Annotated in this window: 14 protein-coding genes and 1 other RNA gene; all 15 read left to right on the top strand. The window is 51.4% G+C overall.

The features are described from left to right. The first annotated feature begins 53 nt into the window (after window positions 1-53). The 15 genes from F456_RS0103995 to rnpB all read left to right on the top strand — a co-directional run bounded on the left by F456_RS0103995 (window position 54) and on the right by rnpB (window position 16,239). Window positions 54-2,291 (top strand): HD family phosphohydrolase, encoded by a 2,238-nt coding sequence (locus F456_RS0103995; protein ID WP_018975715.1) that lies wholly within the window; start codon window positions 54-56, stop codon window positions 2,289-2,291. Between the two features lie 3 nt (window positions 2,292-2,294). Next, entirely contained in the window at window positions 2,295-2,795 is a 501-nt protein-coding gene (gene ybeY, locus F456_RS0103990) for an rRNA maturation RNase YbeY (protein WP_018975714.1), read from the top strand. Next, window positions 2,795-3,181 (top strand): diacylglycerol kinase family protein, encoded by a 387-nt coding sequence (locus F456_RS0103985; protein WP_018975713.1) that lies wholly within the window; start codon window positions 2,795-2,797, stop codon window positions 3,179-3,181. Before ybeY ends, F456_RS0103985 begins: the two co-directional genes overlap by 1 nt. Before the next feature lie 36 nt (window positions 3,182-3,217). Then, window positions 3,218-3,652, top strand: coding sequence for a cytidine deaminase (locus F456_RS0103980; protein ID WP_483313986.1), 435 nt, complete (start codon window positions 3,218-3,220; stop codon window positions 3,650-3,652). 47 nt (window positions 3,653-3,699) lie between these two features. Then, the gene (gene era, locus F456_RS0103975) at window positions 3,700-4,605 is read left to right on the top strand and encodes a GTPase Era (RefSeq protein ID WP_018975711.1); all 906 of its coding nucleotides are present in this window, start codon (window positions 3,700-3,702) and stop codon (window positions 4,603-4,605) included. Between the two features lies 1 nt (window position 4,606). Further along, on the top strand, window positions 4,607-5,365 hold the full coding sequence (gene recO, locus F456_RS0103970) for a DNA repair protein RecO (RefSeq protein ID WP_018975710.1): 759 nt from the start codon (window positions 4,607-4,609) through the stop codon (window positions 5,363-5,365). Window positions 5,366-5,750: 385 nt separating this feature from the next. Continuing rightward, window positions 5,751-6,632 carry a glycine--tRNA ligase subunit alpha gene (gene glyQ / locus F456_RS0103965; protein WP_018975709.1) on the top strand — a complete coding sequence of 294 codons (882 nt, stop codon included), beginning with the start codon at window positions 5,751-5,753 and terminating at the stop codon, window positions 6,630-6,632. After that, entirely contained in the window at window positions 6,632-8,728 is a 2,097-nt protein-coding gene (glyS, locus tag F456_RS0103960) for a glycine--tRNA ligase subunit beta (protein WP_018975708.1), read from the top strand. Before glyQ ends, glyS begins: the two co-directional genes overlap by 1 nt. A 286-nt stretch (window positions 8,729-9,014) precedes the next feature. After that, the gene (locus tag F456_RS0103955) at window positions 9,015-9,488 is read left to right on the top strand and encodes a YaiI/YqxD family protein (protein WP_018975707.1); all 474 of its coding nucleotides are present in this window, start codon (window positions 9,015-9,017) and stop codon (window positions 9,486-9,488) included. A gap of 31 nt (window positions 9,489-9,519) precedes the next feature. Next, window positions 9,520-11,472, top strand: a complete 1,953-nt coding sequence (dnaG, locus tag F456_RS0103950; RefSeq protein ID WP_018975706.1) for a DNA primase — start codon at window positions 9,520-9,522, stop codon at window positions 11,470-11,472. A 44-nt stretch (window positions 11,473-11,516) separates the two neighbouring features. Beyond that, window positions 11,517-12,644: an RNA polymerase sigma factor RpoD gene (rpoD, locus tag F456_RS0103945; protein WP_018975705.1), complete on the top strand. Its 1,128-nt coding sequence runs from the start codon at window positions 11,517-11,519 to the stop codon at window positions 12,642-12,644. A 372-nt stretch (window positions 12,645-13,016) separates the two neighbouring features. After that, entirely contained in the window at window positions 13,017-13,850 is an 834-nt protein-coding gene (locus F456_RS0103940; protein ID WP_018975704.1) for a hypothetical protein, read from the top strand. Further along, window positions 13,847-14,617 carry a tRNA (adenine(22)-N(1))-methyltransferase gene (locus F456_RS0103935; protein ID WP_018975703.1) on the top strand — a complete coding sequence of 257 codons (771 nt, stop codon included), beginning with the start codon at window positions 13,847-13,849 and terminating at the stop codon, window positions 14,615-14,617. The genes F456_RS0103940 and F456_RS0103935 overlap by 4 nt, the downstream gene beginning before the upstream one ends. Next, window positions 14,584-15,699 (top strand): Nif3-like dinuclear metal center hexameric protein, encoded by a 1,116-nt coding sequence (locus tag F456_RS0103930; protein ID WP_018975702.1) that lies wholly within the window; start codon window positions 14,584-14,586, stop codon window positions 15,697-15,699. The genes F456_RS0103935 and F456_RS0103930 overlap by 34 nt, the downstream gene beginning before the upstream one ends. A gap of 115 nt (window positions 15,700-15,814) precedes the next feature. After that, window positions 15,815-16,239, top strand: an RNA gene (gene rnpB, locus F456_RS23440) — RNase P RNA component class A. Window positions 16,240-16,452: the final 213 nt, after the last annotated feature.

Here is a 16,452-nt window from a genome sequence, read left to right as displayed (position 1 = left end):
CGCAGTTGTTTGTTTGGAATAGGCTCAGGAATTAATACCGGAGGTTCTTCCATATGGCTTCAAAAGAAAAATGGAAACGCAAAGCCGATCCCAAACTGTCCGGTTGGAAGAACAGCCGGATCGTGAAGTTGTCGCTGTTTGCTTTGTTGGCACTGATGTTTTATATCGGGCTCGCTCCTAAATTGCTGCCCGAAAAATATGATATTCAGGTTAATATGCCAAGCGACAAAGAGATTCTTGCTCCGGCGCAAATCCCTAACAGTAAGGCGACGCTGCAAGCGCAGGAGGAGGCAGCCGATAAAGTTCAGCAAATTTATCGTATTGTTCCTCTGCGCAACGATACGCTGATCAATCAGCTTCTGGATCGGATCGATACTCTGAACCAGGATGATCAGCTTACCGACGCGAACAAGATCGAAATCTACAGGGAAGAACTGCCTCAACGGGTTAGCCAGTTCATGACCAACTCCATTCGCAATGTAGGAAATAACGGCGCATACTCGGCGGCTTTTCTGAAAGAAGTGGGCAATCGAGTCAGCGAACAGGGGTATGATATTCCCGAGGAAACTTTCTATAAGATTCCTTCGCTAACTTCTGCTCAGATCCAACGAATGAAGTCGGAAGCTACAAGCATCATATCGCGTCTGATGAGCGATCAGGTGACCGATGCTCAGACGGCTCGTGCTCAAGTGGCGGAGTTTGTCAGCCGCAGTACATTGGCTGATCGTACTTCACGCGAAGTTGTACAGGAGCTAATCAAGCTGTCTATCACTCCAAATCGTTTCTATGACGAGGAGGCGACCAAGGAGGCGGCTGTGCAAGCTCGTGAAAATACCGAAACGGTATTTATCGAGCAGGGTGAAGTACTGGTGGAGCGCGGTGAGATCATTACTGAAGACATGTATAATCTTCTCAAAGAGAATGACATGCTGAAGACGGAAATCAATTATTGGCCGCAGTTCGGTCTGCTGCTGCTGTCCTGCTTATTGGCACTCGGTATGTTCCTGTTTACTAGACAAAGCGGAACTGAATTCAATTACAGTAATCCGCAGCTGCTGATGATCGTAATGATTTACTTTATTATGCTGATTGCCATGCATCTAACTGCGCTTGTTCAGAGCGATATGTCAAGATACGTTGGTTATCTGGCACCCGTGGCTATCGGATGTACACTGATTTCGCTGCTGCTGAATAACTCATTTGCTTATTTCAGCGCAATCATTTTTTCCATATTGGCAAGTATTGTCCTAAATGCGGGACAACCGGGAACCGGAATTTTCGATTTCCATTTCGGCTTCTATACTTTGGTCGTATCTTATGCGGCAATCTTTACTGTACACCGTGCCAGCCAGCGTTCAACGATTCTCAAAGCTGGAATTATGGTCAGTTTGTTCGGTGCACTGGCCGTATTGGCTTTATCATTGATGGGGAATGCCGAACCGGATCGCAGTACGATAATGTACCCGGTTGCTTTCGCACTGGCTTCGGGCCTCCTGACCGCTATCTTAGCGATTGGGCTGATGCCATTCTTCGAAGTGACGTTCGGCATTCTTTCGGCGCTGAAGCTTGTGGAGCTGTCGAATCCGAACCACCCTTTGCTGCGCAAACTGCTGATTGAGACGCCTGGCACTTATCATCACAGTGTGATGGTGGGGAACTTGTCGGAAGCGGCGGCTGAAGCAATCGGAGCAAACGGGCTGCTCTGCCGGGTAGGTTCGTACTATCATGATATTGGCAAAACCAAGCGTCCGAGCTATTTTATCGAAAACCAAAACAATATCGAAAATCCGCATGATTCTATCGATCCCAAGCTGAGTAAGTCGATCATTGTTGCTCATGCTCGCGATGGTGTCGAGATGCAAAAGGAATATAAGCTGCCTAAACGCATTCGCGACATTGCAGAGCAGCATCATGGCACAACTTTCTTGTATTTCTTCTATCAAAAAGCGTTAAAACAGGCAGAGGAAAGAGGCGTAGACCCGGACTTTACCGAAGCGGATTTCCGCTATCCGGGACCGAAAGCCCAGTCTAAGGAAGCTGCTGTTGTCGGTATCGCCGACAGTGTGGAAGCTGCTGTACGTTCGCTGCATAAGCCGACAATCGAACAAGTCGAGTCGATGATCGGTAAAATTATTAAAAGCCGCCTGGACGACCAGCAGTTTAACGAGTGCGATATCACGCTTAAGGAACTGGATGTGGTCTCCAAAACGCTGAAAGAAGCGGTAATGGGGATTTTCCACTCGCGGATCGAATATCCCGAAGAGGTCAAACCCAAGACAAAGGAGAACTAAAGGATGAGTCTGCAGCTGGAATGGAGTAACGAACAGAGTGAATATGAAGTTAGCGAAGCGCTGATCGGGCAGCTGCGCCAACTGCTTGATGCTGCTGGAGAAGCGGAAGGCGTAACGGACGGAGAAGTGGCATTGACGTTCGTCGACGATGAAGAAATTCACCGTTTGAATAAACAATTTCGAAATATCGATCGTCCTACCGATGTGCTTTCGTTTGCTATGCGCGAATCTGCAGAAGACGAGCCGGAAATTACTTATGAGATCGAAGAAGGCGACGAATCGGAGCTGCAATTCGACGAGATGCTGGGTGACATTATTATCTCGGTTCCGCGTGCGATTGCGCAAAGCGAAGATTACGGACATTCGGTAGAGCGTGAGATCGGATTCCTGTTTGTTCACGGATTTTTGCATCTGCTTGGATATGATCATCAGACCGAGGAAGACGAGGCGGAGATGATTGGCAAGCAAGAGGCAGTTCTGCAGAGAATAGGATTGACGCGCTGATGGAGAAGCGGCGTACCTGGAGAGAAGTATTTCAAAACGCTTGGGACGGTGTCCTGGCGACAGCTTCGACGGAGCGGAATTTCAAAGTGCATCTGGCGCTGTGCGCAGCTGTGCTGCTTCTGGGTGCGCTGCTGCAGGTTTCCCGACTGGACTGGGGACTGCTTTGTATGGCGATCGGACTCGTTCTGTCTGCGGAACTGATGAATACAGCTGTGGAAGCGGCTGTAAATCTGACTGTGGGAGAACGAATCCATCCAATGGCAAAAAAAGCCAAAGATGCTGCCGCGGGGGCCGTACTGGCCTCCGCGCTTTTTGCCGCTGTCATTGGTCTGATCGTTTTCATACCTCCTCTGCTTCGTTTGGCAAAAGACTGGGGCTGGCTGTAAACGCAAAGCAGATGTACAATAGAAAGCACCCGAAAGATAGGTCATACGGAGAGGGGAAAAGAAATAATGGATGCATCAGTACTGATTCAGGAAGCGATCAAAGCCCGTGCACAGGCCTACGTGCCTTACTCAGGCTTTAAGGTAGGAGCGGCGCTGCTGAGCGAGGACGGACATGTGCATCATGGATGCAACGTTGAAAATGCAGCGTACGGGCCTTCCAACTGCGCAGAGCGTACAGCACTTTTCCGCGCAGTGGCGGACGGTCATCGCCCGGGCAGTTTTGCTATGTTGGCTGTTGTCGGTGAAACGGACGGGCCAATCGCACCGTGCGGCGTCTGCCGTCAGGTGCTTGTAGAGCTCTGCAAACCTGATATGCCGGTTGTGCTGGGCAATATGAAGGGCGAAATCCGTGAAACGACGATCGGCGAGCTGCTGCCGGATGCGTTCGGTCCCTGGAATCTGGATAAATAAGTGGTGTAACGGAAGAACGGAATCATAACATCAAGAGGAGGAATAAGATGGAGAGCAGAAAAGGCTTCAAATCCGGGTTCGTAGCTATCGTCGGTCGGCCGAATGTTGGCAAGTCGACATTGATGAACCAAATTATCGGACAAAAAATTGCGATCATGTCCGACAAACCGCAAACTACGCGCAACAAAATTCATGGGGTGTACACGGGGGAAGGGAAGCAGATTGTTTTCCTGGATACACCGGGTATTCACAAAAGGCAGTCCAAATTGGGCGATTTCATGAATAACACGGCGTTGAATACATTGGGTGAAGTGGAAGCGGCTCTATTTTTGATTGATGCGTCCGAAGGAATTGGCGGTGGAGATCGCTACATCATCGAGCAGCTCGAACGGATCAAAACCCCGGTATTCCTGATTATGAACAAGATTGACCTGATCGAGCCGGAAGCGCTGCTTCCGTTGATCGAGACGTACCGCAAGCTTTATGATTTCGCGGAGATCGTACCAATCTCGGCTAAGTTCGGCAGTAATGTAAACACGTTGATGGAACAGATTGGCAAGTATCTGCCGGAAGGTCCTCAGTACTATCCGGAAGATCAGGTTACAGACCATCCTGAGCAGTTTGTTATTGCGGAACTGATTCGCGAGAAGATTCTGCAGATGACCCGCGAAGAAATTCCGCATTCCATTGCGGTTACCATCGAGGATATGAAAGTGCAGGAAAACGGCATCGTTTATGTGGGTGCGGTCATTTTTGTAGAACGCGATTCGCAGAAAGGGATCGTAATCGGCAAACAGGGCGCTATGCTAAAAGAAGTCGGCAAACGGGCGCGTCAAGATATCGAAAATCTGCTCGGTTCGAAAATCTTCCTTGAACTATGGGTTAAAGTGAAGAAGGACTGGCGCAATCAGGATCGCGTTCTGCGCGATCTGGGCTTCCACCGGGACGCTTAGTATGCTGTACCGTCTCGAAGGAATTGTTATCCGGGCGATGGATTACGGGGAGACTAACAAGATCATTACACTGTGCACTCAAACGCACGGGAAGATTGGCGTTCTGGTACGGGGAGCGAAAAAGCTTAAAAGCCGTCACTCTTCGTTAACCGAACCTTTTACTCACGGTATATTTACTTTCTTCCGAGGCGGCAGCGGATTGGGCACGTTGAACGATGGCGAAATCTATGAATCGAATCACAAGCTGCGAGAAGATCTCGTGCTGGCGGCACACGGTTCATATGCCTGCGAACTGATTGATCGGGCACTGCAGGATGAGGATACAGGAAGCTTCTGGTTCGAACAGCTTCTGGCGTTTCTGACCGGGATGCGCGAAGGCAAAGATCCCGAAGTCATGATGCGGCTGTTCGAGATGAAGATGCTCCAGGCGTCCGGTTACGGTCCCGAGCTGGAAATCTGTTCCGCCAGTCAGCGTCCGGTAGAAGGCGATGCATGGATCAGCCCGCGGCTTGGCGGAGTGCTCAGCACCCCTTTCCGGGCGGCTGACTCCTATGCGGTTCCCGTATCTGCACGTGCGCTGTCGCTGCTGCGGGTATTTGCGAAGTTGGATTTGCGCCGTTTAGGTAATGTGGATGTTAAGCCGGATACAAAAGCAGAGCTGAAAATGGTCATGAATGCCTTGATGCAGGAACATATCGGCATGAATCTCAAGTCAAAGCGATTTCTTGATCAGCTGGACAAGTACGGCTTTGACAAATAAGAATTCGGGCCTTACAATAAAGTAACATTGCTGAATGTTTCGCAGCGGCGTTGAACGGAAGACATACGAATGGGAAGACGGTTTTGATCAGCGAACCGGGGAGAGTGCAAGCCCGGAATAACCGTAATTTGTATGATTTGGCACTTCCGGGAGTCGGCGAAACCTTAAGCGTACGGAAAAGAGGAATGCGATCGCGACCGGATCACGGCGCCGTGCATTCAAGTAGGGTGGAACCGCGGGTGTTGAACTGCATGTAAGATGCAAACCGACTCTCGTCCCTACGTCTGTCCAATCAGGCGTAAGGACGGGAGTTTTTTGTGCGCTTTCAGAAGCCTGCAGGAGCTCCCGTTCCGGGAAGCCAATCAATTTGCAAAGGGGTGCTCTTATGAATTTTCAACGCATGATTCTGACGCTGCAGCAGTTCTGGGCAGAACAGGGATGTATTAACGCACAGCCTTACGATACCGAAAAAGGCGCCGGCACAATGAATCCGATGACGTATCTCCGCTCGTTGGGACCGGAACCGTGGAAAGTGGCTTATGTTGAGCCATCGCGTCGTCCCTCCGACGGACGCTATGGAGAAAACCCGAATCGGCTTTATCAGCACCATCAATTCCAAGTTATTATCAAGCCGTCTCCGGACAATATTCAGGAGCTGTATTTGGACAGCCTGAAGGCTCTCGGTGTCGATCCGCTCGTGCACGATATTCGCTTTGTAGAAGACAACTGGGAAAACCCGACGCTGGGCTGTGCAGGTCTTGGCTGGGAAGTATGGCTGGACGGTATGGAAATTACACAGTTTACGTACTTCCAGCAGGTTGGCGGAATCGAGACAAACCCGGTAGCGGTTGAAATTACGTACGGCATGGAACGTCTCGCTTCTTATATCCAGGACAAAGAGAACGTGTTCGATCTGGAATTTGTGGAAGGCATGACTTACGGCGACGTGTATCGTCAAGCAGAGTACGAGCATTCCAAATATACTTTTGAGCTTTCGGACGTCAAAATGTTGTTTACGTTGTTCAATATGTACGAGCAGGAAGCGACAAGAGCTGCTAACGAAAATCTTGTGTTTCCGGCGTACGATTATGTGCTCAAATGCTCGCATACGTTCAATCTGCTTGACGCCCGGGGCGCAATCAGCGTGACCGAACGGACCGGCTACATTACAAGAGTGCGCAACCTGGCGCGTAAAGTAGCGGCTGCTTATGTCGAGGAGCGCGAGAAGCTTGGCTTCCCGCTGATCAAGAAAGGAGAGGAAGCGTAATGGCAAAGGATCTGCTGCTCGAAATCGGGCTTGAAGAGGTACCGGCCCGCTTCCTGCGTGCCGCGATGAATCAGCTTCGCGAGAAAACGGAAAAATGGCTGGATGCTTCGCGTCTCGGTTACGAGAAAGTTGAAGTTTACGCAACGCCTCGCCGCTTGGCTGTTCTGGCCCTCAGCGTATCCGAGAAACAGGAAGATGTCAGCGAAGAAGTCAAAGGCCCTTCCCGCAAAATCGCGCAGGATGCAAATGGCGAATGGACAAAAGCCGCATTGGGTTTTGCCCGCAGTCAAGGTGTCGAAGCAAGCGACTTTACGTTTAAGGAAGTTGGCGGCGTTGAATACATTTATGCGACTAAGAGCTTGAACGGACAGGAAGCATCCGAGCTGCTGCCTGAAGGGCTGAAAAGCATTATTACGTCCATGACCTTCCCGAAAAATATGCGATGGGGCGCTTACGACTTCAAATTCGTGCGTCCAATCCGCTGGATGGTTGCTCTGTTCGGTGAAGAAGTCGTACCATTTGAAATTACGGATGTTCAGACAGGTCGCGTGTCACGCGGGCACCGATTCCTGGGCAGTGAAACATCGATCGCGAAAGCTTCCGACTATGTTGAGTCCATGCGGGCCCAGCATGTGCTGGTCGATGTCAAGGAACGCGAGGCTCTTATTCTGAAGCAGATTCGCGATCTGGCCGAAAGTAAAAACTGGAATATTGCAATCAAGGAAGATCTGCTTGAAGAAGTTGTGTTCCTCGTCGAGACGCCTACGGCACTCTTTGGCACGTTTGAGGAGTCGTTCCTGAACATTCCTCAAGAAGTGCTGATCACCTCGATGAGAGAGCACCAGCGCTACTTCCCGGTACTGGACGCCGAAGGCAAGCTTCTGCCATTCTTCGTAACCATTCGCAACGGAGACAACAAAGCGTTGGACGTTATTGCCAAAGGCAACGAGAAAGTGCTTCGTGCTCGTCTTTCGGACGCCAAGTTCTTCTATGAAGAAGATCAGAAGGTGCAGATCAAAGATGCGCTCTCCAAGCTTGAAAATGTAGTCTTCCACGAAGAATTGGGCAGTACCGGAGACAAAGTGCGCCGTATTCGCCAGACAGCGGATCAGATCGCTGCGCTGCTGAACCTGGACAGTGAAGATATGCAGGATGTCAGCCGTGCGGCCGATATTTGCAAATTCGACTTGGTTACCCAAATGGTCTATGAATTCCCTGAACTGCAAGGTGTAATGGGTGAAGATTATGCACGCAAAGCGGGAGAAAAAGAATCTGTCGCTCGTGCCGTTTTTGAGCATTATCAGCCGCGTTTTGCAGGCGAATCCGCTCCGGCTTCCATTGTCGGTTCGGTAGTCAGCCTGGCAGACAAAATTGATGCTATCGTCGGATTTTTCGGCATAGGCATTATCCCGACGGGTTCGCAGGATCCATATGCACTGCGCCGTCAAGCTGCAGGTATTGTGCAGATCCTGCTCGATCACAAGCTGGACTTCACGCTGGAGCAGCTGTTCGACTTGTCAATCTCGGTGCACGAGCAGGCCGGAAATCTGAAGCGTACTGCGGAAGAAGTGCGCAAAGATCTGCATGACTTCTTCGAACTTCGTGTCAAAAAATTGCTGTCGGATACGCTGCGCTACGACGTTGTCGATGCCGTTATTGCGGCCGGCTTTGGAGATATTCCAGCAGTCATCCTGCGCGGTAAAGCGCTGATGGAAGCTGTGCTGACTGAAGAGGAGTTCAAGACAACGGTCGAATCGTTTACGCGGACCAGCAATCTGGCCTCGAAGTCCGATAATCGCAAAGTGAAGCCGGAGCTTTTCGAAGACGAAGCGGAGCGCGAACTGTATGAGGCATGGACGACGCTTCATGAGCGGCAGAAGACACGGACGTCAGCTGATGAAGAAGGCCGTAAGAACGCCGCTGAAGCCGAACTGACGGCCTTATCAGGACTGCGACAGCCGATTACAACGTTCTTCGACCGGGTAATGGTAATGGCAGAGGATGAAAATGTACGAGCTAATCGTCTCGCTCTGCTGGCTGCAATCGACGCTGATCTGAAGCGATTTGCCGACTTCGGCAAACTGGTCTGGCAGTAACAGAACTGTTCTCGCCTGCAAATAAGAAAAGTTAAATAAGTAACCGATACGGAATTTTTCCCGCACAGAGAGCAGGACCCGCGCCGATAGGCGGCGCGGGAGCATTTGTTTCTCTTTGAGGGGAAACGGGATGAGTACCCGTTTCCCCTGTGGGAAACGTTCCGTTTTTCGCATAGCCTGTTGTCTGAGGAAGCGAATGAATAAGTGCAAGTCGTATGCAGTACGGGCCCGGTTCTATGGAGTGGGCTCCGCTCCTTCCGCTTTATCGGGCCGAGAGGAGGCAGCCATGGAAGCAGCGAATCATATGCGTATTCTGGTTGACGCCGATGCTTGTCCTGTAAAAGATGAGATCAAGGCGGCGGCCGGAAAGATCGGTGTACCGATAATTATGGTCTCTTCTTACGATCATGTTCTGCGCGCGGAAGAAGGCGTGGAAGTTGTACGGGTAGACCGGGGCAAAGAAAGTGCAGATTTATACATTGTCAATCATTTGAGGGCCGGGGATCTGGTCGTAACGCAGGATTATGGACTTGCTGCGCTGGTGCTGGCAAAGCGGGCTTTTGCTCTTTCTGAACGAGGAGTCGTTTACGATGCGGAAAACATCGAATTTCTGCTGGATCGCCGCCATACGAGCGCAAAAGTCCGCCGGGGAGGCGGTCGGACCAAAGGACCCAAGAAATTTACGGCCGAGGACCGGGCTGCCTTTTCGGAAAAATGTTTAAAACTTTTACATGATTTGCAGGAGAAGTCAGAGGTATAGCGAATATTATTTTTATTAGAAGGTGGTTAATATGAGTACGGAATACGGAAATATTCCGGAGGAAACGATCGATGCGGTGCTGCATCAGCACGATATCGTCGAAACGGTAGGCAGATTTGTACATCTGACCAAACAGGGTAAATATATGAAAGGCCTGTGCCCGTTCCATTCCGAAAAGACCCCTTCTTTTACGGTGACGCCGGATCGCCAGATTTTCTACTGCTACGGCTGCGGCATGGGGGGCAACGCCATCAAATTCAGGATGGAAATCGAAGGACTATCCTTCCCCGAGGCCGTGAAGATTATGGCGGAAGAGGCGCACATCCCTTTCCAGAATACAGGAGGAAAGCCGGAGTCGCCTCAGGACCGAGAAACCGGACGTCTCCTTCAAGCTTACGAATGGAGCGAAAAATTCTATCATTTCCTGTTGAAAAACACCGAGCACGGCCGGCCTGCATTGGAATATTTGCGCGGACGGGGCATTGGCGACAAATTGATCGACCAATTCCGTATCGGATTTGCGCCAGACCGTTGGGACACACTCGTCCAGTTTCTGGATAAGCGTTCGTTCGATCTGGCAGAAATGGAGAAGGGCGGGCTGATCTCGGCCAGACAGAGCGGCGACGGATACGTCGATCGCTTCCGCAGCCGCATTATATTCCCGATTGCCAATCGAAGCGGCAAGACGATCGCTTTTGCCGGACGTATACTCGGCGAGGGACATCCCAAGTATGTGAATTCGCCGGAAAGCCGGTTGTTCAACAAAAGCCGGGTACTGTACAACTTCGATCAGGCACGAAGTGCCATCCGCAAACAGCGGCAGGTCATATTATTCGAAGGTTACGGCGATGTTATAGCAGCTTGGGAGGCCGGCGTGCATAATGGTGTTGCAACGATGGGAACTTCGCTTACCGAGCAGCATGCCGCAATGATCAAAACGGCTGCTGACGAAGTACTGGTCTGCTACGACGGAGATAACGCGGGACAGAACGCAGCTCTCAAAAGTATCCCTATTCTCGAGCAGGCCGGACTGCAGGTAAAAATTGCGATGCTTCCTCCAGGTGTAGATCCTGACGACTATATTCGTTCCCACGGAAAAGAACGCTTTATGCGCCAGGTTGTGGAGGATGCGGCATCGACAACCAAGTTCCGTCTGGCTAATCTGCGCCGGAATTACAAGCTGTCCGAGGAGAGCGGTCGGCTTGATTACGCGAAAGCCGGCCTGCCGGTTATTGCAGCATTGAGTTCGCCGACAGAACGTGAGGTCTATCTGCGAGAGCTGTCATCCGAGGTCGATATTTCATTTGAAAGTCTTAAACAGGACTGCAACCTGATTCGGCAGGAGCAGCACCGGCCGGCACCGGGTCAGGAAGATCCGGGTCCGGCATATTCCGGCCCTCAATCGGGCGGTCGCGGAGGACAATACGGAAGTAAAAATCGCGATCGCGGCGATTATGGGGGCAAAGGCGGATTTTCTAAAAAAGGCAGCTTTGGCGGCGGGAATTATGGCGCTCACGAAGAGAATTTCTTCCCTCAGGAACGCCGAGCGCGTCCAAATCGCGACTTGCTTCCCGCTTACCAGGCCGCCGAAAGACGTCTCTTGTATTTAATGCTGCAGGACCGGCAGGCGGCCGATTATGTGGCGGAACGTCTGGGTGACGAGTTCAATGTACCCGAGAACGCGGCGATCGCAGCCTATCTTTACGCTTTTTATGCACAAGATCGCGAGCCCGACAGCAGCCGATTCATCGCTTCTTTGCAGGACGAGAAGCTGGAGAAAACGGTCAGTTCCATTGTCATGATGGAAGGGCCTCGCGAATGGAACGAACAGGTACTGGACGATTGCATTCGAGAAGTGCGCAAAGTTCCTCACCTGCGCGGGATCGAACGCAAGCGCGAAGACATGATGCGCGCCGAGAAGGAGGGCGACTTCCTGCTCGCCGCTCAAATCGCAAGTGAAATCATAGCCCTGGAACGGCAGTAACGAACGGGTTTTTGGTTCGAAATCCAGGGAGGAGGGAGTCTAGAATGGCGAACGAGCAACATACGGAATTAGAAGGCGAACTGACCCTTGAACAGGTGAAAGAGCAGCTGATTGAACTAGGCAAAAAAAGATCCCAGCTCAGCTACAAAGAGATTGCCGAAAAGCTGTCGCCGTTCGATCAGGATCCTGAGCAGATTGACGAGTTTTACGAACAGCTCGGAGACCTGGGGATCGAGGTAGGAGGCGAGAGCGACGATGAAGAAGAGCGCCCTCGTCCACGAAGTGAGCAGGAGGGCGGCGAAGAGTTCGGGTTCGAAGACGATCTCGCGCTTCCGCCGGGCATCAAGATCAACGATCCGGTACGTATGTATCTAAAAGAGATCGGTCGTGTTCCTCTCCTTTCCGCCGACGATGAAGTAGGACTGGCGAAGCGCATCAAAGAAGGCGACGAGGAAGCCAAGCGCCGCTTGGCGGAAGCCAACCTTCGACTTGTTGTCAGCATCGCCAAGCGCTATGTCGGACGAGGAATGCTGTTCTTGGATCTTATCCAGGAAGGCAACATGGGTCTGATCAAAGCGGTGGAGAAATTCGACTACCAAAAAGGGTTCAAATTCAGTACGTATGCGACTTGGTGGATTCGACAGGCCATTACCCGGGCTATTGCCGACCAGGCTCGTACGATCCGGATTCCGGTACACATGGTGGAGACGATCAACAAGCTGATTCGAGTCTCCCGCCAACTTCTGCAGGAGTATGGACGCGAACCATCGCCGGAAGAGATTGCTGCGGAAATGGAGCTCAGCGTAGAGAAAGTCCGGGAAATCATGAAGATCGCTCAAGAACCGGTCTCGCTTGAGACACCAATCGGCGAGGAAGACGATTCGCATCTGGGTGACTTTATTGAAGACCAGGAAGCACTGGCTCCCGCAGATGCGGCCGCTTACGAGCTGCTGAAAGAGCAGCTTGAAGATGTGCTTGATACGTTGACTGACCGGGAAGAAAATGTGCTCCGTCTTCGTTTTGGACTGGATGACGGCCGCACCCGTACGCTCGAAGAAGTGGGTAAAGTATTCGGTGTAACCCGCGAGCGGATTCGCCAGATCGAAGCCAAAGCTCTTCGTAAGCTCCGGCATCCGAGCCGCAGCAAACGGCTTAAAGATTTCCTTGAGTAATTGAGCAGGATGTTCAGGAAAGACCGCGGGAGCATGGCTCCGGCGGTCTTTTTTATCCGTAAACTACTCTTTTTCTTCGATTATCGGGAGCTGCAATCCGTCCGAAGTCCTGAATGTTCGTGCAAAGCAGCCGCTAGGCGACCAGGCATTTTCCGGGTACAATAGGCTTGAGCATTTGCTTGCCGGTCTTGTCGACAAGTACGCTATCGATTTGTGAATAACGGAATATCTGCCTGCTTAATCGGAGTGAAGCGACCTGCCGATATAGCATAAGAGAACGGCTTCAGTTATGGTGTGTGTTCAAAAATGAGTCATATCAGACATTTCGAAAATGACGAGTTTTGAATGCATTCCTCAAGAGGAGGAGCGCTTTTGGAACGGGAGAAAAAAAGAGTTATCATCATGGAAATCGAAAATTGGCGTAAAAGCAAACTTTTACCCGAACATTACTGCGATTTTTTGTTAAACTTGTATGACGACGAGGTAACACAGAAGAATAAAAGTACGCTTTCGGTCAATGCGCTGCAGCAGGGGAACTTCAAGTTATGGGCATTATCTTTTCTCAGTGTAGCGCTAATCTGCCTGATCGGATTTTATTTCCCGATTCTGGACTGGCCGTTTCAACTTGCCGGAATAGCGGCGCTCGTCTCGTTCTGTTACGGGCTTGGAATATACGCTAGAGGAAGAGCTTTGATGGGCGGCATGGGCGCGCAGTTTCTGTATGCGATCGGCAGTCTTATCCTTCTGGGGCTCGGTACATGGATCATTCGACTAAATGGATGGCCGGAAGAAATGTCTATGCTTGGACTGATTGCAGTCTGTGCCGTCGTATGGTTGGCAGTGGGCATGATTGTACCGAGCGGTCTGCTGCACTACAGCGGTTGGGGAGCGCTGATTCTGCTGTACGCCAAATTTTTTGAGCAGGTAAATCCGAGTGCATCTTGGGCTATGCTTCAGCTCCTTTGGCTTCCGCTCAGTGCATTATTGATCTGGCTGACTTGGCTTGCTTATCATAAAGCGAAACGCTTTGCTTCGATCTATTTTGCGGTCGGAATGACGCTCTGGTTCATGCCCGAGCTCGACGACATGCTGCTGCGCCAGAATATTACGTCGTGGATTATTCTGTATATTATCGGCAAGCTGGCGCTGGCTTTTATCTTCTTGTTTATCTGGCGAAAAAAATGGATTGCGTGGGTGTCTGTATGAAATTATCGGAACGTTTGAACACAATTTGCAGCCTGATTCCGTCTGGCAGCCGTCTGGCGGATATTGGTTCCGACCATGCGCTGCTGCCGACCTATGCGGTGATGGAAGGAAGAGCCGTATCTGCAGTGGCCGGAGAGGTTAACCAGGGACCGTACGATGCTGCCTGTCGACAGGTGGCAGAAGCGGGGCTTGCAAATAAAGTTGAAGTCAGATTGGGAGACGGGCTTGCCGCGATCCAACCGGGAGAGGTGGATGTCGTCGCCATTGCCGGTATGGGCGGTGCTCTAATTGTCCGCATTTTGACCGAAGGAAAAGAGAAGCTTGATGGAGTCAAACGTCTGATTCTGCAGCCCAACGTCGGTGAAGATTTGGTTCGCCGCTGGCTGCTTGAAGAAGGCTGGCTGCTGACAAGCGAAACCATTCTCGAAGAAGACGGCAAAATTTACGAAATACTGACAGGCGATCGCAGTTCGTCGGCGGAAGAGGAAAATGCCCGCCTGTATGCGGACACGACAGTCGGACAACCTCCGGTTAATCTCGATCGTGAACAACTGCTCGAATTCGGTCCTTTTCTTGTGCGCGAAGCTTCTCCAGTATTCCGGGATAAATGGGCTGGCGAGATTTCCAAACTGCAAAGGGTTGCGGGGTCGATGGGCCGTTCGGACAGCGAGGAAGCGAAAGGGAAGCGAGAGGCGCTTGAACGCCATATCGAATTTCTGAAGGAGGTGCTGGTATGCTTGCCAAAGGACAAACCGTTATCCAATTGATGGAGAAGTTCGCGCCCAAAGCGTTGGCCGTCGAAAATGACAAGATCGGCCTGCAGCTCGGCACACTGAACAAAGAGATTACAAAGGTATTGGTGGCGCTTGATGTAACCCCCGAGGTAGTGGATGAAGCCATAGCACTAGGTGCGAACTTGATCATTGCGCATCATGCGATCATTTTCCGGCCATTGGCCAATCTTCGTACGGATACGCCAATGGGTTCTCTGTATGAAAAATTAATCAAACACGATATTGCCGTTTATATCAGCCATACGAATTTGGACGTGGCGGAGGGCGGAATGAACGACTGGATGGCGGATCTCGTCGGAATCACGAATGCCAAGCCGCTGGAAGAACTGCAGAACGAGAAGCTGTACAAGCTGATCGTATATGTACCGAAAAGTCATCATCAGAGCGTATTGGATGCCATTTTGGCAGCAGGCGCCGGATCAATCGGAAATTACTCCCACTGCAGCTTTAATGCCGAAGGAACGGGAACGTTCCTTCCGGGTGAAGGTACAACTCCGCATATCGGCACTCCAGGGAAGCTGGAACGTGCGGAGGAGATGCGGATCGAAACGGTACTGCCGGAAAGCTTGCGTTCCAAGACAATTCAGGCGATGCTGAAAGCCCATCCGTACGAAGAAGTTGCTTACGACTTGTATCTTCTGGAGCAAAAAGGCAAGGCTTTCGGTCTCGGACGCATTGGCAAACTGGCTGAACCGAAAACGCTGGCTGAACTGACCGAAGTCGTGAAAAAAGGCTTTGATGTTCCGGCTGTACGCGTTGTAGGCGATACCGAGCGTCTTGTTAAAAAGGCGGCGGTGCTTGGCGGATCGGGTAGCCGTTATATTCATCACGCTATCCGCCAAGGAGCGGACGTCCTGATTACCGGCGATATCGACTACCACACGGCGCATGATGCGCTGATGGCAGGGCTGACGATTATTGATCCCGGTCATAACTCGGAGAAAATTATGAAGCGCGAAGTAGCGGGGCTGCTCGGCCGCATGCTGGCAGACAGCGGAAGCAACACGACAGTTCATGCGTCGGAACCGAATACGGAGCCGTTCCGGTTTCTGTAGAAAAGGCGGCGCGGAAATTTGCCGAAATGCGTCGGAAAGAGGCGCAAATTCGTGTAAAGAAAAAAGACTTGTCACCGACGCTTTTTCGCGGTATAATATGAGCCGTTGCTTAAGGGAAGTTTAACAGACAATCGCCGGTGCCGCGTAAGGCGGTACGGGAGGAAAGTCCGGGCTTCGTAGGGCAGGATGCTGGATAACGTCCAGTCAGCGCGAGCTGAAGGATTAGTGCCACAGAAATGGACCGCCGATGGCCTTTGGTACGTTTACGTACCGGGCACAGGTAAGGGTGGAACCGGAGTGTAAGAGACTCCGAGGGGCGCTGGTGACTTCGTCCCTGGTAAACCCCATCCGAAGCAAGACCTAATGAAACGCGGTTTTCGGTTAGCCGGAAACAGCCCTTGCCCGGGGTGCGTTTAGGTTGGTCGCTCGAGCCGTTCAGCAATGGACGGCCTAGACAGATGATTGTCGCTCACAGCGGGAGGGTAGTTCCCGTTATCACCGCGAAGCAGCACAGAACCCGGCTTACGGTAAACTTTCCGAACTGACGCAACCTGATGCCTTGACTAAGTTCAATCGACCGATTCGAGGACGATAGGATTTTTTTGCACGAACAATCCCATCGGCGGCGCCCTTTTCCTTCTTTTGGGAGGAAGGGGCGCCGTTTTGCATACGAATGTTTGGAGAACGATTGAAGTCGGGCGTTTTGAAGCAAGCGAACCGGTTAAATGATAGATAACTTCATTGAGTGCAGAA

The organism is Saccharibacillus kuerlensis DSM 22868, from assembly GCF_000378145.1.
GTDB classification, from domain to species: domain Bacteria; phylum Bacillota; class Bacilli; order Paenibacillales; family Paenibacillaceae; genus Saccharibacillus; species Saccharibacillus kuerlensis.
The sequence above is the reverse complement of the archived record's forward strand: the minus strand, read 5'-3'. Positions and strand labels throughout refer to the sequence as shown.